This is a genomic window from Polaribacter filamentus (assembly GCF_002943715.1).
GTDB lineage: Bacteria > Bacteroidota > Bacteroidia > Flavobacteriales > Flavobacteriaceae > Polaribacter > Polaribacter filamentus.
Map to the genome: position 1 here is coordinate 534,512 of NZ_MQUA01000013.1, position 20,932 is coordinate 555,443.

A 20,932-nucleotide genomic window follows, 5' to 3' on the forward strand; every position below is an offset into this window, starting at 1 on the left:
TGACTTTCAAGGAGTTCAGTTTCCTGAAACAGATTTATCTGGTATGACAATGTTACATTTAGATATTTGGGCACAAACGCAGGACGTAGGTCTTGCTTTAATACAGTCAGGAGGAGCTACTTCAAGTGTTAATATCACTTCAAATAATGGTGTATGGAGTTCTGTAGATATTGCTTTGTCAGATTTCACAGGAGTGGATTTAAGTAAAATTTTTCAAATGAAGTTTTATGGTTTTAATGGAGCAAACGCAGATGGAACGTTGGATATTTATTTGGACAATATGTATTTTTATACTGGATCTCCTTTAAATATAGATAAAAACAACATATTAAATGTTAATTTATATCCAAGTCCTGCACAAAATGAATTGACAATTTCTGCAAAAAATACAATAGAAAGTGCTACGATCTATAATGTATTAGGTAGAAAAGTACAGTCTTATACAGTAAATGCAACTTCTAAGAAATTAGATATCTCTTCTTTAAGTACAGGTATTTATATCTTAAAGTATACAGTAGACAGCGTTGTTGGTTCAATGAAATTTATAAAGGAGTAAGGAATCCTTTCTTTTCTTCAAATGTTAAACGCCCAAATTTTTTTGGGCGTTTTTTTATACCATATATTTTAATCCATTTACCTAATAACATCAAAGGAATTTAATATCTTTATTTTTTAAAATATAATTCAATTGAAAACTATTCTAAAATCTTTTTCTTTTTTATTCTACTTGTTTCTTGTTGCAGGTTGTTCTAATAAAGAAACAGTAAGTTCTAAGGCAAGTAACGACTTGATCCATGAAACAAGTCCTTATTTATTACAACACGCATACAATCCTGTTAATTGGAAAGCTTGGAATAATGAAACATTAGAACTTGCGACAAAAGAAAATAAGTTACTTGTTATTTCTGTAGGTTATTCTGCGTGTCATTGTTGTCATGTAATGGAAGAAGAAAGTTTTGAGAACGATTCTATTGCTAAAATTATGAATGATAATTTTATCAGTATAAAAGTAGATAGAGCAGAAAGACCCGATGTTGATAAAGTATACATGAACGCGGTTCAGCTCTTGACAGGAAGTGATGGTTGGCCATTAAATTGTATAGCCCTTCCAGACGGAAGACCCATTTTTGGAGGTACGTATTTTACAAAAGAACAATGGTCTAAAGTTTTAATTAGTATCTCTAAATTATACAAAGAAGAACCTCAAAAAGTAATTGAGTTTGCAGAAAATCTAACAAAAGGAATTCAAGAGTCACAATTAATTACTTTAAACAAAGAAGCTCCTGTTTTTAATTTTAATGAGATTATATCTTCGGTTAACTTTTTAAAAAGTCAACTAGATACAATTAAAGGCGGATTTAAAAATGCGCCAAAATTTCCAACACCAAATTCTCTAGACTTTTTAGTAAGGTATAAGTATCAGTTTAATGATAAAATAATCGATAACTATGTACAAACTACATTAACTAAAATGGCCTATGGTGGAATTTACGATCAAATTGGTGGGGGTTTCTCAAGGTATTCTATTGATGAAGATTGGCATATTCCTCATTTTGAAAAAATGTTATATGACAATGCGCAACTGGTAAGTTTATATGCTAAAGCTTATTTAAATGAAAAGAACGAGCTGTATAAAAACGTCGTTTATGAAACTTTAGATTTTATCAAAGAAGAATTAACGGCTAAAAACGGCGCGTTTTACTCTTCTTTAGATGCTGATAGCAAAAACGAATTAGGTGAAAAAGAGGAAGGTGCTTTTTATGCTTGGAAAGTAGGGGAATTAAAATTAGTATTAAATACTGATTTTAATCTTTTTAAAGAATTTTATAATGTAAATGAGTATGGATTTTGGGAGAATGAGAAATATGTTTTAATTAGAAACACGTCAAAAGAAGCATTTGCAAAAGCACATAATTTATCCTTAGAGAATTTGAATCAGAAAATTAAGCACTGGAAAAAAACACTTTTTGAGACAAGAAATAGAAGGAGCAAACCAAATTTAGACGACAAAGTTTTAACGTCTTGGAATGCATTAATGCTGCAAGGTTATATAGATGCCTATAAGGCTTTTGGTACAAAAGAATATTTAGAGGCTGCACTTAAAAATGCAAATTTTTTAATAGAAAATCAGTTAAGAGCATATTATGGTTTAAATAGAAATTTTAAAAATGGAAAAAGCACCATAAATGGATATTCAGAAGATTATGCAGCTGTAATTCATGCGTTTATTTCTTTATATGAAGTTACCTTAGATGAAAAATGGTTAGTAACTTCTAAAAAATTGATGGATACTTTACATCTTAATTTCTTTAATGAAAATAATAAAATGTTCTACTTTACATCCAAAGAAGATAAAAATTTAATTTCTAGAAAATATGAAGTTATAGACGGTGTAATTCCATCATCAAACTCTATAATAGCAAATTCTCTTTTTAAATTAGGGCATTATTTTTCTGATACTAATTATTTAAAAAGTTCAGAACAAATGTTAAATAATTTAAAGGATGATATTAAGATGAGTCCAGGTAATTATAGTAATTGGTTGCATTTAATGACCAATTTTACGAAGCCATTTTATGAAGTGGTAGTTGCTGGTAAAAATGCTTCTGGAATAAATAAAAGGTTAATAAATAAGTATTTACCCAATATTTTAATTGCTGGTGTATCTCACGATAATAGTACTTTACCACTTTTATCCTATAAGTTTAATGAAGATAATACCTTTATTTATGTTTGTGTAAATGGTACTTGTAAATTACCACAAACAAGCCTTTTAGATGCTATAAAAAGTATTGAGAAATAAACTATTTCTCGTTTTTTACTTTTATAGGATTTAAGGATTCTAGCTAACGTTTTTCATAAACAAAATTTCAACTTTTTAATAAATATTCTTAATACTGATTTATAACTCAAACAGATTCTTGATAGATTTAGGAATCAATTATTTTTATTTCTTTCTAAAAATTTTCCATAAAAAAAACCGAGCAACTTGCTCGGTTTTTTATTTTATTAACTTTTTAATTATTTTTGTTCATTCGCTTTTATAGCATCTAAATATTTTTGATACTGTTTACCGTAAACAGAATTTTTAATTTTAGGTGTTAAACTTGCATTTACAGTATCTAACATTTTTATACTTGCATCATACATTTCTGTTAAAGCGATGTAAGGCGCAGCTTCAAAATCAGCATTTGTAAGTGCAAAATTAGTAGTATATAAAACTCTTTTTCTCACTAACCTTTTATAATCTTCTTCTATTTTTTTTATCAAATCTTCATCATTTGCCTTTTTTGCATAAAAATCATTTTTGATAAATTCTAAACGTTCACTTTGAAATCGTTTACTAATAGCATTGTATTTTTCTAAAATTTCTTGATTTTTAGAACCCGTAATTATAGGAGAAAAACCAAAATTTTCTACATTATCATTAATTGTAATACTACCTTGTTCACCAAAAAATAAAATTCTTTTATCGGTAGTATTTCCATCAAAGGTTAAATAATACAAAACAGGTGATGTTACATTATCTGTTAAAGTAAAAATGTCAGATCCGTTTAAAGCAATCGAATCTACAGAAATTAATAAAGTATCTGCCATTTTCTGCAAATATAAAGTTCCTTTTTTAAGGCCTTTAATTTGTCCTTGAACAATCATGTTTCCTTCTTTTTTTGAAGAACATGCAAAAAGTATAATTGATAAAGCTAAAACAGCAGTAATTTTTTTCATTTTGATTAAAATTTTGGAATGCAAATATGCTAATTTTTTTTATAAGGTGGATGCTAATTCCATTAAAATAGTACAAGCAATTGCGCCAACAGTACCAATTGCATAGCCAAATACAGCTAATAAAACACCAACACTTGCCAATGAGGGATGAAAAGCTTGTGCAACAATTGGAGCAGAAGCTGCACCACCCACATTTGCTTGGCTTCCTACTGCTAAAAAGAAATATGGCGCTCTAATAATTTTGGCAACTACAATTAACAATACTGCATGAATTGTCATCCAAACTATACCAATAACCATTAAACCTGGGTTTTCAAAAGCTTGATTTAAATCCATTTTCATTCCAATGGTTGCTACTAAAATATAAATAAAAACGCTTCCTAATTTACTAGCACCAGCACCTTCGTAATTTCGTGCTTTTGTAAATGATAAAATAATGGCAACAATTGTAGAAATACTAATCAACCAGAAAAATTCTGAATCTAAAAAAGAGAAGATATTTCTCCATGTTTGTGATGTTAAAGATAAAACTATATCCGAGAAAAATGCGCTTAAATAGCTGGCTGCAAAATGACCAAAACCTACAGTTCCGAAAGCAATTGCGAGCATCACCATTAAATCTGTAAGAGACGGATTTCTTTTTACCTTTTTAGTAAATTTAATCACCTTTTCTTTTAATTCGTCAATGGCAGAATTATCAGCTTTTAGCCATTTGTTTATCTTCTTTTTCTTCCCAATTCCTATCAATAAAATTGCCATCCAAATATTGGCAACAATAATATCAACAATTACCATTCCTCCGTATTTTGCAGGGTTGTATTTGTAAATTTCTAACATGGCTGTTTGGTTTGCTCCACCACCAATCCAGCTTCCTGCAAGTGTAGAAAGACCTCGCCAAACGGCATTAAAATCCGATCCACCAACAGTTTCTGGCGAGAAAATTGAAATTAACAAAATAGCTAAAGGTCCGCCAATGATAATACCAACAGTTCCCGTAAAAAACATAATTAATGCTTTAGAACCTAAATTAAAAATGGCTTTTAAATCGATGCTTAAGGTCATTAAAACCAAAGCTGCGGGTAATAAAAATCGACTGGAAACAAAATACAATTGTGAGCTGTTTTTTACAACTTCACCAGCAGCGTTTTCAGTTTCCCATTCTGGGGATATAATTCTAAAAGTTGTAAAAAGTGCAGGAATAAAATAGGCCATAAATAAACCAGGTACAATCTTGTAAAAGGTATACCAAAAACCTGTTTTTATTTTTTCGGTGTAAAAAACAAAGCCTAAAGAAATCATTAAAACACCAAAAACGATGGCATCATTTGTAAAAATTGGTTCGATCATTAAATTTTGGTTTTTATTTAAGTTGTTAATTTCTACTATTATTTAATTTTTTAAGTAAAATTTTGTGCTTGTATCCTAAATATGAAAAAGACGCAAGCACAAAAGAATACTTATTTTTTGTTTTTGTTTTTTAATTTGTTGAATAAATTTTAGTCTCCTTAAATTTTGAAATTTGAATTTTATCAGTTGCCGATTTGTAAGTCAACCAATCCGTATTAAAAAACGTATTTGTCTCAGAAACCGCTTTTATATAGGCTTCTTTAAACTGATTTATCAATTGTTTTTCTGTAGCTGTTTGCTCTCCAAAACGCGAACTAACATAGTAGCTTGCAACTCCAAAACGTTGTGTTACGGTAACTTCTGGATTTCTTGTAATTCCTTGTCTCTTATCGACTTTACCTAAGTACAATGCAATTAAATCATCAATTTTTTTACTAATTTCTGTAGATGATTTTATTTCTGCTTTAAACTTTTTAGCATCTTCTTTTGTTAGTTGAGATTTTATAGCTTCGGCAGTATTTTTACTTTCCACTAATTGTTTTACAATGGCTGCAATTTTTTCTTGATACGTTTCAAGTTCTTTGCTAGCATTGTATTTCTGGTTGATTGCTTCTTCAGAAATTTGTAATCTTGGATCAAATTCAACTTTAATATTCTGTTCAGAAAAGATATCCCCAAAAGTCATCTTTAGACGATACGTGCCTGGTTTTACAGAAACTCCACTTGGTTCTCTTTTCGATTTTTTAAGAGTTCTTGAAGCACTTTCAACTCCTTTCTCATCTAAATACCAAGTAGTTTTGTGAATTCCGTTTTCTTTAGGAACTTTAAATTTTAAGGTTCTAATCTGTCTTTCTCCATCAAAAATTTCTAATTTTATAGAATCATTTTTTACAGTATTTTCTTTTTTACCAGAATTTTTATCTGGATCATCACTAGATGTTATTGCATCCTCCTCTTTATTTTCATCCGCTTTTTCATCTTTATCAGTATCGGATGTATTTTCATTCTTTTTCGCATCAGGATTATTAATATAATAAGAAATCAGCGCACCACGACCTCTATTTTCTCCTTGATACATTGCATCCGCGCCAAATCTGCTTCCTGTAGGTTGTTGTGTTTCTGATTGATAGGCGGTTGGTGGCGCAAATAGCTCTAATTTTTTAGAAATCACATTTCCTTTTGCGATTGCTCTTAAAGGGCGAATGTCATCTAGAACCCAAGCTGCACGGCCAAAAGTTCCAATAATTAAATCGTTTTCTCTTGGATGTATTACTAAATCTTTTACAGGAACAGTAGGGAAACCTTCCGTCCATTTTATCCATTTTTCACCAGCATTTATAGAAATATATAAACCATCATCAGTTCCTAAAAACAGTAAGTTTTCATTTTCAGGATCTTCTATAATACACAAAGCGTAACTTTGTACGTCATTTTCATCAACAATACGCTCCCAAGATTTTCCATAATTTTTGGTTCTATATGCATACGGCGTATAGTTAAAACGTCTATAATCATTCGCAATTAAAAAGGCTTCTCCTTTGTTTTTGTTGGATGCTTTTATTTGTGTAATCCAACTATTTTCTGGCAAATCTTTAATGTTTTTTGCAACGTTTGTCCAAGATTCTCCACCATTTTTTGTGATGTGCACTTGACCATCATCCGTAGCAGCCCACAACATATTTTTTTCTAAAACAGATGGTTCGATTACCAAAACTGTACAATGATTTTCTGCACCCGTTGCATCCATCGTTAAACCGCCACTTTCTCCTTGTTTTAATTTATCAGGATTATTGGTTGATAAATCAGGAGAAATAACACTCCAAGTCAACCCTTTATCCGTCGATTTATGTACAAACTGACTTCCAAAATATAAGGTAGAACTATCAAAAGGATTTATATTTATAGCTGCATTCCAATTAAAACGCAAGGCAATAGTGGCGTCAGCATGTGTTGGTTGTACAGAGTAATTATTTCCTGTGATGTAATCATATCTTACAACAGAACCTTGCTGACTCATAGACCAGCCGTATCTTGAATCATCTTTATCTGGAACTACGTCGAAACCATCACCAAAACTAATTTCTTGCCAATAGGAGTTTCTAATTCCTTGCGCTTTCCAAATATAGGCAGGACCTCGCCAAGAACCATTGTCTTGCATGCCCCATATACATTATAAGGAAATTCATTATCTACATTTATATGATAAAACTGTGCAACAGGAATGTTACCAATAAAACGCCAAGATTTTCCACCATCTTTTGTAATATTTAAACCGCCATCATTACCATCAATCATAAATTTGCCGTTTGTTGGATGAATCCACCAGGCATGATGATCTGGATGCACACCATTATCAACGCCATAAGCTGGCATTAATTCTTTGAAGTTTTTACCGCCGTCTTGAGAAACATTTATATAGGTAAAAACGGTATATAATCTATTTTCATTCTGCGGATCAACATAAATTTCTGAATAATAAAAAGGACGATTTCCAATATCTTCTTTATCGTTTATTTTTGCCCATTTAAATCCGCCATCTTCACTTTTGTATAAAGCATTCTTTTTTGCTTCTACTAAAGCGTATATAATATCAGGATTACTAGGCGCAATTGCAACACCAATTCTACCTAATTCTCCTTTTGGAAAACCTTCTTTTTCTGTAATTTGTTTCCAATTTTCTCCGCCATCATGCGTAATATAAACGCCACTTCCTGTTCCTCCGGATTTAAAAAACCAAGGATCACGTTTGTGTTCCCACATGGTAGCAATTAATTTATTCGGATTTTTAGGATCCATAATTAAATCTGCAGTACCCGATTTTGTATTTGTAAATAAAATTTGTTTCCAAGATTTTCCACCATCAGTAGTTTTATAAACGCCACGTTCTTTGTGTTCTCCCCAAGGCGAACCAATGGCGCCGACGTAAACTACATCAGGATTTGTAGGATCGATTACAACTCTATGAATATGTCTCGTCTTTGATAAACCCATAGATTTCCAAGATTTACCTGCATCTAAAGATTTGTAAATTCCGAATCCACCATTTAAACTATTTCTTGGATTTCCTTCACCAGTTCCTGCCCAAACAACACTTGGATTTGATTGTTGAATAGCAACTGAACCAATAGAAGCCGTTAGTTCTTTTTCGAAAATTGGTTCCCATTTTACACCGCCAGAAGTAGATTTCCAGATTCCACCAGAAGCAGTACCAACATACATGATTTCAGGATTAGAGGTAACTACATCTATAGACGTTACACGACCAGACATTCCGCCAGGGCCGATATTTCTTGGTTTCATGTTTTTTAGAATATCCATAGAAAACTCTTGTGAAACGAGTAGGGAACTAGCACTTATAAAAAGGATTGTAAGTAATTTTTTCATTGAGTTTAGTTTTTAGCGATAAAAGCGATCAATATACAAAATTGAGGACTCTTTATAAGTTAGAAATTAATTTTAACAAATTTGTAGTATCAATAATTTTTTGAAGGGAAGAAAAGGGTAACTAAATTTGTTTTTTATTTTCATAATCTTAAACTTTGATTATTTTTATAGAAATTTAATAAAATGAGTCAGCAATAAGAATTCTCTGAGTTTATAAACAATGGTTATGCAACCAAAGGCGATTATATAGAATTGGGAGCAGCAATGTTAGGATAAGAAACAGTTACAAACACAGTTGTAAAAATACCTTTAAAAACTTTTAACAGACATGGTTTTATTGCTGGCGCAACCGGAATAAGAAAAACAAAAACGCTACAAGTTATAGCAGAAACGTTGTTAGACAAAGGAATTCCTGCTTTATTGAGGGATATTAAAGGAGATTTATCTGGTTTAGCACAACCAAGGCCTGGACAACCAAAGATAGATGAACGTCATGCAAAGATTGGTTTTCCTTTTGAAGCTAAAAAATTTCCAATTGAAATACTGTCAATATCAGAACAAAAAGGAAAAAGAATGTGCGCAACTGTATCAGAATTTGGTCCAGTTTTGTTATCAAGAATTTTAGATTTATCAGAAGTACAACAAGGAATTGTTGCCATTATTTTTAAATATTGCGATGATAATAAATTGCCTTTAATAGATATTAAAGACTTTAAAAAAGTGGTGCAATATGTCACGGATGAAGGTAAAGAATAAATTTAAAAAGAATATGGTCGCATTTCTTCAAGCACAGGCACTCTTTTGCGTAAAATTATAGAAATAGAACAACAAGGAGGCGCTTTATTTTTTGGGGAAAAATCTTTTGATGTAGAAGATTTAACAGGAATTGATGAAAACGGAAGAGAAATTATTTCTGTTTTACGTTTAACAGATATTCAAGATAAGCCAAAACTTTTTTCTACATTTATACTGCAATTATTGGCAGAAATATATGAAACTTTCCTGGAACAAGGAGATAGTGATAGATCAGAATTGATCATTTTTATAGACGAAGCACATCTGGTTTTTGAGCAAGCTTCTAAATCATTATTAAATCAAATAGAGAGCATTGTAAAGTTAATTCGTTTTAAGGGAATTGGGTTGTATTTTGTAACTCAGAACCAGAATGATGTTCCAGAAGACGTCTTAGCGCAATTGGGATTGAAAATGCAACATGCACTAAGAGCTTTTGCGGCAAAAGACAGAAAGGCCATTAAATTGGCAGCAGAAAATCACCCAAATTCTGATTATTATGAACCTAAAGAAGTATTAACGCAATTAGGAATCGGAGAAGCATTTGTATCCGTTTTAAACGAAAAAGGTATTCCAACTCCTTTAGCAATAGCGATGTTGCGTGCGCCAATGAGCAGAATGGATATTTTAAGGTATAAAGAATTGACGGCTATTATTGATAACTCTAAATTAATATATAAATATTACCAAGAATTAGATAGAGAAAGTGCTTACGAAATGCTGAATAGTAAAATAGAAAAGATTAATTTCGCCAAAGAAAAAACAATTAGGGAAGAAGAAGATCAGAAAGAAAGAGAAAGAAATCAAAAATCGTCTTCTAGAACATACACAAGTAGGAGTAAAAAGAAAACCCAATTGTAAAAGTTTTAACAAGTGCCCTTTTATTAGAGCATTTTTTGGGATTTTAAATAAAGTGATGAAATAACAAAATTAAATATTTAACGTTTAAATTAAGAATAAAACAACTAAAAATGAATAAAAAGAATTTCTTACCATTAATTGTAATTGTGTTTTCATTACTAATTATCAGCTGTAATAAAAGTGATGATTTTAAGATTGAGAAAGGAAGAGTGGGCAAAATTTCTGCTTTAACCACAATTAACGATTTAGAAAAAATTTTTAAAAATGATTCTATTGTTAAAAATTTAAGTGAAGGAGCTTTAGGCGATAACTATTTTCAGGATGATGATGAATATTTAATTTTTGAAAAAGGCGGAAACCTTTTACTTACATTAATACCAAAAGAACAATTAGATTCTACATCAACTATAAAAAGTATTGAAATTCATGATATTCGTTATAAAACGAATAATGGCATTAGTCTAAGTTCTAATTTTTCTGAAATAAATGCTAGTAATATTCTTAGACCAGAATCTACGTTGCAATCTGTTACACTTTTCTTAGACGAATTAAATGCAACAATTACTATTGATAAAGATGAATTAGGTATCAAAGATTTTATCACGCAAAAAATATCTTTAGAACAAATTCCTGATTTAGCAAAAATAAAATCTTTTATTGTTTGGTTTATTTAAGTAAAACTATTTAATGACCTGTCGTTTTTACATAATAGAGAAACTGTTTTAGAGCCTAATTCGGAGTTTGAAAAAAGAATAATTTTTCAAAATTATTTAGACAATGATATTCAAATTAATGAAAAGGAAAGAGAAATACTTTTATAATGTGTAGCGGTAGAGCCAGATAACATCGGTATTATTTGCTGTCTTTTAAATGATAAAACACATTTAAATACGTTAAAATTGGCAATTAGTGCAAAAATATATCGAATGTTAAATTGGCAATTCTATCTAAAACTTATTTTAGAAAACTTTAGTATTGAAGCAGTAGATAATTATTATTCTATAGAAAGAGGTTTTTCAGATTTTACGAAAGCGTTTACAACCTAATTTATTATTAACGGATATGAAAAAGAAATATACAATTCAAAATAAACCATTTGTTGTGCCAACGACAGATGGTAAATTAATTGAAGAGCATTTTGGCAATGCTACAGTTAAAAATTCACAAATAAGTATTGCACATATGGTTGCGCCGCCAAAATGGGAAGAACCATTTCAAACACCAGCATTTGATGAATATACCTATATCATTAAAGGTAAAAAACAGTTTATTATTGAAGACGAAGTTATTATTTTGGAAGCTGGTCAATCCATTAAAATAGAAAAAAATACACGCGTTCAATATTCAAATCCGTTTGAGAACGATTGTGAGTATTTAGCTGTTTGTTTGCCTGCGTTTTCTATGGATTTAGTAAATAGGGAAGAATAGAAAATTTAAGAACCTTTTGTTGTTACTGAATTTTTTAAGTTTAAAAACTTACTATTTTTCTTTTTGTTTAGGTAATGTCTTAAAACACAACCTTTTACATTATTTACGTCAAATTCTATTATAAAAGCTTCTACATCTATTTTTTGTATGATTCTATACATTTTTTTAATATCAATTCGGTTAATTACCGAGTGAATAATATCAAAATCTTCAGCTGTTCCCTTGCCTCCAAATCCAGAACTACCTTTGTAAACCGTAAGGCCAACACCTAATTCTTCTATAATTGCAATTTTAATAAGGTCATGTTTTTTTGAAACAATAGTAACGCCAACAAAATCTTCAAAACCTTCTATAACCGTGTCCGTTACTTTTGCCGCAATAATGTAGGTAAGTATAGAGTACAAGGCAATTTCTGTGGATATTACAAAAGCTGTGGCACTGAATAAAATAACATTAAAAACCAGTACAATTTTACCAATACTAATGCCAAATTTATCATTTAAATAGATTCCTAAAATTTCTGATCCATCTAATACAGAACCATTTCTAATGGCAATTCCTATTCCTGCCCCGACTAATAATCCTCCAAAAATTGAGATAAGAAGTTTATCATCCGTAATAGTTTGAAAGTTTTCGAAATGGATAAATACAGCCAACCCTAAAATACTAATGATAGATTTAATTACAATTTTTTTAGACACTGTAAAAAAACCTAAAATTAAAAAAGGAATACTAAAAAGGACTAACAAGTAAGAGATGTCAATATCTACTTGTGTTTTTACTAATAAAGCAATCCCAGTAACGCCACCATCTAAAAAACCATTAGGTAAAAGAAAAGCTTTTAATCCAATACTTGCAAGAACAATTCCTATAAATACCTGAAAATTTTCAAAAAAAGCTTCTATATTATTTTTAAAATTCATTATTTAATTTTGGCTTTTTCTTTTACAAGCTAATAAAGTATTTTTTAGTAACATTGCTATTGTCATCGGGCCAACTCCACCAGGAACCGGAGTAATAAAATCTGCTTTTTTAGCAACTTCGTCAAAAGCAACATCGCCAACCAATCTAAATCCGTTTTTCTTACTAGAATCAGCAACACGTGTAATACCAACATCTATAACGGTAACATGTTCTTTAACCATATCGGCTTTTATAAACTCAGGAATCCCTATTGCAGCAATAATAATGTCAGCTTGTAAAGTTATTTCTTTTAGATTTTTAGTTCTGCTATGGCACATGGTAACGGTTGCATTACCAACTTTTCTTTTCTGTGATAATAAAATACTCATTGGGCTGCCAACAATATGACTTCTTCCTAAAACAACAACATGTTTTCCAGAAGTTTCCACGTTGTATCTGTCTAATAATTCTAGAATACCGAAAGGAGTTGCAGAAATAAACGTTGGTATGTTCAATGCCATTTTCCCAACATTTGTTGGATGAAATCCGTCAACATCTTTATCAGGATTAATTGCCATTAATATTTTCTGTTCATCGATATGTTTTGGCAAAGGAAGCTGAACAATAAATCCATCTACATCATTATCAACATTTAAAATTGCTATTTCATTTAACAAATCTTCTTCGGTGGTTTTCTCTGATAATCGTATTAAAGTAGATTCAAAACCAACTCTTTCGCAAGCTTTTACTTTTGCATTTACATACGTAATACTTGCGCCATTATTACCAACTATAATAGCAGCTAAATGTGGTGTTTTGTTTCCATTATTTTTGAACTCTCTTACTTCTAAAGCAATTTCTTCTTTAATATCTGCTGATGTTTTTCTTCCGTCTAGTAAAATCATTTTCTTTTAAAATATAAATTATGACTGTTATATTATTTTTGTTGAATTCTTGTAAAATTCTGTAATTAGTATCTAAAATTTCATATTCGCTATCTGTAAGATTGTACACATTTGAATAAAAAACATACTTATTTACTGTATTAAAATTTTCAAAGGATCTTTGATCGCCTCTAAAATCAATATTATCTAAAGTAGTTAAATTTGGAAAAAAACTAGCAACTTTATCAACATCAATTTTCTCTTTATTTAAATAATCAATAGCTTCTATTCTAAGGGAATGATAAGGAACATGCGCTAAAGTGGCATCCCAACCTTGTGATATTTCTCTTGGATACAGCCAAAGGTTCCCAGAAACAAGGCCAAATAAAAGCAATGAGAATAGTGTTTTTTTTGATTTGTAGCGGTGTTGTAAAATAGTAAATGCTAATAAAGTAAAAGTAATATAAGAGACAATAAAATAGCGATGGCCAAAGGTATTTGTTGATATTAATGAAACGACAACTATAAAAAATACAGAAGTTGATGCGATTAATAAAAGCTGTTTACTTTTTGATGATGCAATTATTTTTTTTCCAAAAAGGATAAAACTGACTACTATAAAAACAAAAATAAAAACCCTTCCAAAATCTAAATATCTTTGAACTAAAAAAAACAGTTTTTTAAAAATGTTTTTAAATCAGCAAACGCCCAAAGTCCAACCCAAGGGGAATCTGGGTGAGTTTGTAACCAACCTTTTGTTAGTAATCTCCAACAAACAAAAACAAAACCGGGTAAACAACTTAATAAGTAGAATAAGAGAAATTTTAAATTCAGAATTATTTTTAGTTTCTTCTTTTCTATAAAATGTTTATTAAAAGCATCAAACAAAAAGAGTCCGCCAAACAACATCATACTTCTAAAAGAGACAATACTTAAAAATAATAAACCAATAAATTTAGTTGTTTTATGATTGAATAGAATTCCGTTTATTGCTAGAAAAAAGAAAAATACAATGATTACTTCCGGATTTACAATTACAAACTGCGTTGATAAAGTAGGATCTGTAATAATCAATAAAAATGCTAGAATTTGATTTTTTTGATCTTCAATAAAATAGGATATAAATTTAAATAATTGATAAAAAACACCAATTGTAAAGGGCACCATCAATAAATGAGCTACCCAAAGTTTATGACCCAAAATTTTCCATGAAATAGCTAAAAGAAAGCCTAAAAAAGGAGGATGACCCGGATCAAACTGATCTGGAATGGTCCAATCTAAAATAGAATTTAAGTATAAATGGTTGCCCATTTTTGAGGCAAATAGTATATTGTCCCAAAACATTCCATTCGTATTGGAAACAAAAAAAATACAGAAGCCTAAAAATATAAAAAGTAGATTTTTTATTTTTTCAAAGCTTAGAAAGTTCTTAAGTTCTTTAAACATTATGCAAATTAAAATGGCTGCTAAAAAAGCATCCAAATAGTATTTTTATTTCATTCCTTGCATCATTTGCATCATCTTTTTACCACCATCGCCTTGCATCATCTTCATCATCTTACTCATTTGATTAAATTGTTTCATCAATTGATTTACTTCTTGAATGGTCGTTCCTGATCCTTTTGCAATTCTCTTTTTTCTACTGGCATTTATCGTATTAGGTGTGCTTCTTTCATCCGGTGTCATTGAATGAATAATTGCTTCAATTCCTTTAAAAGCATCATCATCAATATCTACATCTTTCATTGCTTTACCAGCTCCAGGAATCATACCAACTAAATCTTTCATGCTTCCCATCTTTTTAATTTGTTGAATCTGACTTAAAAAGTCATCAAAACCAAATTGATTTTTAGCAATTTTCTTTTGTAATTTTCTAGCTTCTTCTTCATCATATTGATCTTGAGCACGCTCAACAAGAGAAATAACATCTCCCATACCCAATATTCTGTCCGCCATTCTATCTGGATGAAAAACATCAATAGCATCCATTTTCTCGCCAGTACCAATAAATTTTATCGGTTTGTTAACAACAGATTTTATAGACAAAGCAGCTCCACCGCGCGTATCACCATCTAATTTTGTAAGTACAACACCGTCAAAGTTTAAGATATCATTAAAAGCTTTTGCAGTATTTACAGCATCTTGCCCAGTCATAGAATCTACCACAAATAAGGTTTCTTGCGGATTTACAGCTTTATGAATGTCAGAAATTTCTGTCATCATTGCTTTGTCTACTGCTAAACGCCCAGCAGTATCTATAATAACAACATTTTTGCCATTTGCTTTGGCATATTTTACAGCGTTTTGAGAAATTTCTACAGGATTATTGTTGCCAACTTCAGCATACACTTCAACGCCAATTTGTTCTCCAACAATTTGTAATTGATTTATAGCGGCTGGTCTGTATACATCACAACCAACTAAAAGAACTTGTTTAGATTTTTTATTTTTTAAATAGTTTGCTAATTTTCCTGAAAAAGTAGTCTTACCAGAACCTTGTAAACCAGACATTAAAATTACCGTTGGTGAGCCTCCTAAATGTACGCCAACAGTTTCGCCACCCATTAATTCAGTTAGTTGATCTTTTACCAACTTTACCATTAATTGCCCCGGATTCAAGGTCGTTAATACATCTTGACCTAATGCTTCAGTTTGTACTTTTTTGGTAAATTCTTTGGCAATTTTAAAGTTAACATCGGCATCTAAAAGTGCTCTTCTAACTTCTTTTAAAGTTTCTGCAACGTTAACTTCTGTAATTTTACCATGACCTTTTAAGGTATGTAAGGCTTTATCTAATTTATCGCTTAAATTATTAAACATAATTTGTCTTCTTTTTTAGGAAGCACAAATATAAGAATTAGAGATGATTAGTAAAGTGATAAAAGGGAGTTTTTTAATTATTAGTCTTTAAAAACAAGCTTGTAAAAAAGTTGATTAAATGTATAAATATTGAAAACAAGAAAATTATAAAGGATATAAGTAAGGCTTGATCTAGATTGATAGAATATAAAAAATCATTTGCAGGTAATTTTTCGTCAGATTTTGAATTAAAAATGATAAATATAAAGAGAATTACAGCGATTATTTGCAAAAATATATGCACAATTGTTAGCCATATTTTAGCTTCTTTTTTTGCCCAAATTAAACAGAAATAATTTAAGCCAATTAAACAAAAGAAAATAGCGGAGATATAACACCACAAATCTGCATAAAAAATTAAATACGTATCAAAAAGAGCAATATCTAAAGTAATATTCCTTTTTAAAAATCCTAATATAATAAAAGCGCAAGCTAGTCCTAAAAAAAAAGATGAGGTTTCGTTATTAATTTTTTATTTATAAATATTAAAATCAATTATCAAGTATTTTTGAAAAAAGTTAAAATAAAATTAAGGAAATGCAAGCAAATAGAGATGGTGAATAAGATATAGGTGACAGAAAGAATCGCATAAAAATCTATAGAATCCGATAAAAAATTGAAAGTAAAAATTGTTTTTGAATATAAAAAGAGGACACAAAAAATAAAAGGGACTAATGAAGCGACCTGAAACATAATAAAAACAAAGACAAAATATGTATAGTTTGTTTTTTAGCCCAATAAAATATTTAATAATTTAAGCCAATTAAACTAATAAATACAGCCGAAAAATAACACCAATAATGTGTTTTAATGGCAAAAAAAAGCATTGTTTATAGTCGCATCTATAATGCCATCAGGCTTAAGAATACCGATAATTATAAAAAGCGGAACTAAGCTAAAAAAGAAAATATGTGGTCTTTTAATAATCGTTTTCACTTAATATAAATTTTGTAAAGTATTTGTATGATGTTCTGTATGATAAGCGGTCCACATAATAATTTCTCTAACCGTCATTTTACCCATTAATGGATGACGAAGTAACAACGTATCTAAATTTCTTTCGCTAATATGAACGGTTTTGTATTGTAATTTTTTTTGTTGAATTTGCAATCTTGTCAACAAACGATCTCTTTCTTTTAAAGTTGGTTTTTTTAACTTTTGATTAAAAGTTCTTGCACCATCTTTATTTTCTATAAGTTTTTGATTATAAATTTTAACAACAGTTTCGTAATCTCTAAGTTTTCTATTACAAATGCCAAATTTATATTTTAAAATAAATCTCGGATAACTAAGTGCATTATTTAATAATTGTAAACTATCGACTAAGTGCTGTATATGCTGACCTGTAGACCATTTTGTGTCTGGACCCTTTTCCCAATTTTCTATTGGTTGATGTTCTAACCAATTAAATAATTCTTGATACTTTACGTCTAATAAATTGGCAATCTTAACTTTATCCATCCAACAATAATTTACAGCTTTAAAAGTAATAAATAAATACAAAAGTTTTATTAGTTTACTTCATTTATCAATGAAGTATTTTTTTTAAGAATCGACGTTTAATTAGAGATAAACAGAAATAGTTAAAAAAATCATCGAAACTAAGGTTAAAATAAGAACTAAAGGTATTACAAATTTTAGCCATTTATCATAACCAACTTTTACAATAGCAAGCGAAGCTAAAATTAATCCTGTTGGATTTATAAAGTTAAACAACCCCATGCCTATAAGATACGTGTTTACCACATGCTCTCTGCCTAAAGAAACTGTATCTGCCAAAGGAGACATTATGGGCATTGTTAAAACAGCCATTCCCGATGATGAAGGAATAAAAAACGACAATCCGCTATACACAAAAAGCATAGAATTTATAAATAAGCCTTTGTTCATTCCGTTCGTAAAAGAGCTAGAATAGAATAATAAAGTATCACTTATTAAACCATCTTCCATTAAAATAGTAACACCTCTTGCCAAACCAATTATAAAAGCGACACTTAATAATTCGTTAGCTCCTTTTATAAAAGTATCCACAAAAATTGTTTCATTTATTCTGCATATAAATCCTATTAAAAGTCCGCCAACAAAGAAAACGCCTGTCATTTCTATAAACCACCAATCTAAATTACTAACACCATAAACCATTATTACAAAACATAAAATAAAAATAGTAAGCACTAATTTTAAACGAAATGTAAAGTTGATGGTTTCTGATGAATTCTGAAAAGAAAACCTTTTTTCGATACTTTCTTTTTGATCAAAAATGATAGATTTTGATGGATCTTTTTTTACTTTTTGAGCATATCTTATAATGTATAGAATGCAAATAACTAACCCAATAATTAACATGATAACGCGTCCTTCAATTCCATTAGTCCAATTAATACCAGCCGAATTTGAGGCAATAATTGTACTAAAAGGATTTATGGTAGAAACCATTGTGCCAATAGAAGAACCAATATAAATAGAGGCTAAAGCTACAATTGCATCGTATTTTGCAGCAATAAAAATCGGAATTAAAATAGGGTAGAAGGCAATCGTTTCTTCAGCCAAACCAAAAGTGGTCCCTCCTAAAGCAATTAAAGTGGTTACAACGATTATAAGGATAAATTCTTTGCCTTTTAAAAGAATTGAAAGTCTGGATATTCCTGCTTCAAAAGCTCCCGTAAAATTTACGATAGCGACTAATCCACCAATAAAAAGTACTAAAATGATAATATCAGCAACTTGAATAATCCCTTTTAAGGGCGCTAAAATAAACGGTATAAAACCTTGAGGTCTCGCTTCTAATTTTTGATAGGTTCCGGGAATACTAATTGCTTTATAAATTGCGCCAGAAGTAAATTTCTCTAAGGGAATTTTAACCTGTAAATCATCTAATGTTTTTTGAGAGGCTTCTAGAATAATTAATTTTTCTTGAGTAGTGTTAATAAAGGAGTTGTCCTCTTTATTATACGCTAATCGATCATATTGACCAGAAGGAATAACCCAAGTTAAAAGCGCAACAAAAGCAGCTATTAGTAATAAAACTGTTTGTGCGCTTGGAAATTTTATCTTTTTCATCTTTAAAGTCTAAAAACAGATTTTAAAGATACTATTTTAAAAAAGACTTAAAATAAATTTTATTTTTCAGCAACAAACTCTAAAGCAGCTCCATTTATACAATGGCGTTTCCCTGTCGTTTCTCTAGGCCCGTCGTCAAAAGAATGCCCTAAATGACCTCCGCAAGTATTGCATTTTAATTCAGTTCTTGCATAACCTATTTTGTAATCAACATCCAATTCTACATTTCCTTTTTCAGCTCTATCAAAAGAAGGCCAACCAGAACCTGAATCAAATTTGTATTCAGATTTATACAAAGCTGTTTTACATGCTGCACAAACGTAAACTCCTTTTTTGTGATTGTCATTAAACTCGCTTGAATATGCTCTTTCTGTTCCTGCTTCTCTCAATACGTAATACTGTGCAGGTGAAAGTAGTTTTTTCCATTCGGTAGCTGTCTTTTCAACTTTATAAGTTTTCTTTTCTTTGGATGAATTTTGCGCATTCCCAACACAACTTATCATCAATAGTAAAACAAATATGCTTGCTAGTTTTTTCATATATTTTAAATTAGAAAAATTAATTAATTTGTACTTTTATTTATTAGAATTTAAGGGCGATTTAATTCACTTTAATATAAAATTTACCCTTTGCAAAATTAGACTACTATTTAGGATAAACCTTACAGTTATATCGTAATTAAATTACAGTTAAAATCATTATTTTTATGGTAAAGTTTTAGTTTTAGAAAAATAGAATACGTAATTTTATTAAAATTTATATCCTTTCTTATAAGTGACTAAAATACATATTTAGTGTCTTATTATAGGATTTAAAAAGTAAAAAAAAATGAAAAAAATAATAGTTTTAGTAGTCGCAGTTTTTCTTTTTGCAGAATGCAGCACAGTGCCAATTACTGGCAGAAAACGGATTAATTTAGTAAGTGATGCGCAGGTTTTACCAGCAAGTTTTGCGCAATACAAAGGGTTTTTAGAAGAAAATAAACTTTCCACTAATAAAGAATTAACGAATCAAGTTAAAATAGTTGGTCAAAATATTTCAGCAGCAGTAGACCGATTTATGAGAGCAAACAACATGGTTGAAGAGGCAAATTCATATAAATGGGAATTTAATTTAGTAGAAGATAAAACTATAAACGCATGGTGTATGCCAGGTGGAAAGGTTGTTTTTTACACAGGTATTATGCCAATTTGCGCAAATAATGACGGAGTTGCCTCAGTAATGGGCCATGAAGTGGCACATGCATTTGCTAAACATGGTCAAGAAAGAATGACGAATTCTTACGGACAGCAAATAGGTGGTTTATTGGTTGCTTTGGGAACTTCTGATAAAAATGCAGAATCTCAACAAATTTGGAACACAGCTTTTGGTATAACATCAGGTTTAGGAATGTTAAAGTATAGCAGAGTTCATGAACAAGAAGCAGACAGATTAGGGTTAGTTTTTATGATTATGGCAGGTTATGACGGTACAGAAGCTGCCGAAGTTTGGGTAAGAATGAGCGAGAAATCAGACGGAAGTTCTCAGCCAGAAATCTTAAGCACACACCCATCAAACGAATCTAGAATTCAAGATTTAAGAAGTTATTTGCCAACCGCTAGAAAATATGCAGCAGAATATAATGTAAAAGGTAATTTACAGTCGAAAAAATAGAATAACAAATAGATTTCATATATTGTGTCCGTTCA

General features: G+C 30.2%; 15 protein-coding genes and 2 pseudogenes. 6 read left to right on the top strand and 11 right to left on the bottom strand.

Annotation, left to right across the window (positions count from 1 at the left end; translation table 11 throughout):
• The first annotated feature begins 43 nt into the window (after nt 1-43).
• Nucleotides 44-556 (top strand): T9SS type A sorting domain-containing protein, encoded by a 513-nt coding sequence (locus BST83_RS04480; protein ID WP_104808755.1) that lies wholly within the window; start codon nt 44-46, stop codon nt 554-556.
• Between the two features lie 132 nt (nt 557-688).
• Nucleotides 689-2,803, top strand: a complete 2,115-nt coding sequence (locus BST83_RS04485) for a thioredoxin domain-containing protein (protein WP_240614651.1) — start codon at nt 689-691, stop codon at nt 2,801-2,803.
• A gap of 218 nt (nt 2,804-3,021) precedes the next feature.
• On the opposite strand, the gene BST83_RS04490 is transcribed toward BST83_RS04485, so the two are convergent.
• From BST83_RS04490 to BST83_RS04500, 3 genes and pseudogenes are all read right to left on the bottom strand, one after another.
• Nucleotides 3,022-3,726: a DUF4369 domain-containing protein gene (locus BST83_RS04490; protein WP_104808756.1), complete on the bottom strand. Its 705-nt coding sequence runs from the start codon at nt 3,724-3,726 to the stop codon at nt 3,022-3,024.
• A gap of 39 nt (nt 3,727-3,765) precedes the next feature.
• Nucleotides 3,766-5,073: a DUF819 family protein gene (locus BST83_RS04495; protein WP_205853553.1), complete on the bottom strand. Its 1,308-nt coding sequence runs from the start codon at nt 5,071-5,073 to the stop codon at nt 3,766-3,768.
• 130 nt (nt 5,074-5,203) lie between these two features.
• A pseudogene (locus BST83_RS04500) lies at nt 5,204-8,457 on the bottom strand (VPS10 domain-containing protein).
• 213 nt (nt 8,458-8,670) lie between these two features.
• On the opposite strand from BST83_RS04500, the pseudogene BST83_RS04505 reads away from it, so the two are divergent.
• The 3 genes and pseudogenes from BST83_RS04505 (at nt 8,671) to BST83_RS04515 (ending at nt 11,538) form a co-directional block, all read left to right on the top strand.
• Nucleotides 8,671-10,174, top strand: a pseudogene (locus BST83_RS04505) (helicase HerA-like domain-containing protein).
• 46 nt (nt 10,175-10,220) lie between these two features.
• Nucleotides 10,221-10,784 carry a hypothetical protein gene (locus BST83_RS04510; RefSeq protein WP_104808757.1) on the top strand — a complete coding sequence of 188 codons (564 nt, stop codon included), beginning with the start codon at nt 10,221-10,223 and terminating at the stop codon, nt 10,782-10,784.
• A gap of 388 nt (nt 10,785-11,172) precedes the next feature.
• Nucleotides 11,173-11,538 (top strand): cupin domain-containing protein, encoded by a 366-nt coding sequence (locus BST83_RS04515; protein ID WP_104808758.1) that lies wholly within the window; start codon nt 11,173-11,175, stop codon nt 11,536-11,538.
• 5 nt (nt 11,539-11,543) lie between these two features.
• Here the strand turns inward: BST83_RS04515 and BST83_RS04520 are convergent, their stop codons facing one another.
• The 8 genes from BST83_RS04520 to msrB all read right to left on the bottom strand — a co-directional run bounded on the left by BST83_RS04520 (nt 11,544) and on the right by msrB (nt 19,783).
• Entirely contained in the window at nt 11,544-12,461 is a 918-nt protein-coding gene (locus BST83_RS04520; RefSeq protein ID WP_104808759.1) for a YitT family protein, read from the bottom strand.
• A gap of 3 nt (nt 12,462-12,464) precedes the next feature.
• Nucleotides 12,465-13,346, bottom strand: a complete 882-nt coding sequence (folD, locus tag BST83_RS04525; protein ID WP_104808760.1) for a bifunctional methylenetetrahydrofolate dehydrogenase/methenyltetrahydrofolate cyclohydrolase FolD — start codon at nt 13,344-13,346, stop codon at nt 12,465-12,467.
• The gene (locus BST83_RS04530; RefSeq protein WP_104808761.1) at nt 13,306-13,719 is read right to left on the bottom strand and encodes a hypothetical protein; all 414 of its coding nucleotides are present in this window, start codon (nt 13,717-13,719) and stop codon (nt 13,306-13,308) included. Before BST83_RS04530 ends, folD begins: the two co-directional genes overlap by 41 nt.
• A gap of 269 nt (nt 13,720-13,988) precedes the next feature.
• Nucleotides 13,989-14,636 (bottom strand): hypothetical protein, encoded by a 648-nt coding sequence (locus BST83_RS04535; protein ID WP_146092114.1) that lies wholly within the window; start codon nt 14,634-14,636, stop codon nt 13,989-13,991.
• A 180-nt stretch (nt 14,637-14,816) separates the two neighbouring features.
• Nucleotides 14,817-16,145, bottom strand: a complete 1,329-nt coding sequence (gene ffh / locus BST83_RS04540) for a signal recognition particle protein (protein ID WP_104808763.1) — start codon at nt 16,143-16,145, stop codon at nt 14,817-14,819.
• A 975-nt stretch (nt 16,146-17,120) separates the two neighbouring features.
• Nucleotides 17,121-17,645, bottom strand: coding sequence for a DinB family protein (locus BST83_RS04545; protein WP_104808764.1), 525 nt, complete (start codon nt 17,643-17,645; stop codon nt 17,121-17,123).
• 102 nt (nt 17,646-17,747) lie between these two features.
• Nucleotides 17,748-19,244, bottom strand: a complete 1,497-nt coding sequence (locus BST83_RS04550; RefSeq protein WP_104808765.1) for a YfcC family protein — start codon at nt 19,242-19,244, stop codon at nt 17,748-17,750.
• 59 nt (nt 19,245-19,303) lie between these two features.
• Nucleotides 19,304-19,783, bottom strand: coding sequence for a peptide-methionine (R)-S-oxide reductase MsrB (gene msrB, locus BST83_RS04555; RefSeq protein ID WP_104808766.1), 480 nt, complete (start codon nt 19,781-19,783; stop codon nt 19,304-19,306).
• A gap of 289 nt (nt 19,784-20,072) precedes the next feature.
• Here msrB and BST83_RS04560 point away from each other — a divergent pair, with 289 nt between their 5' ends.
• Entirely contained in the window at nt 20,073-20,897 is an 825-nt protein-coding gene (locus BST83_RS04560) for a M48 family metallopeptidase (RefSeq protein ID WP_104808767.1), read from the top strand.
• Nucleotides 20,898-20,932 lie beyond the last annotated feature (35 nt).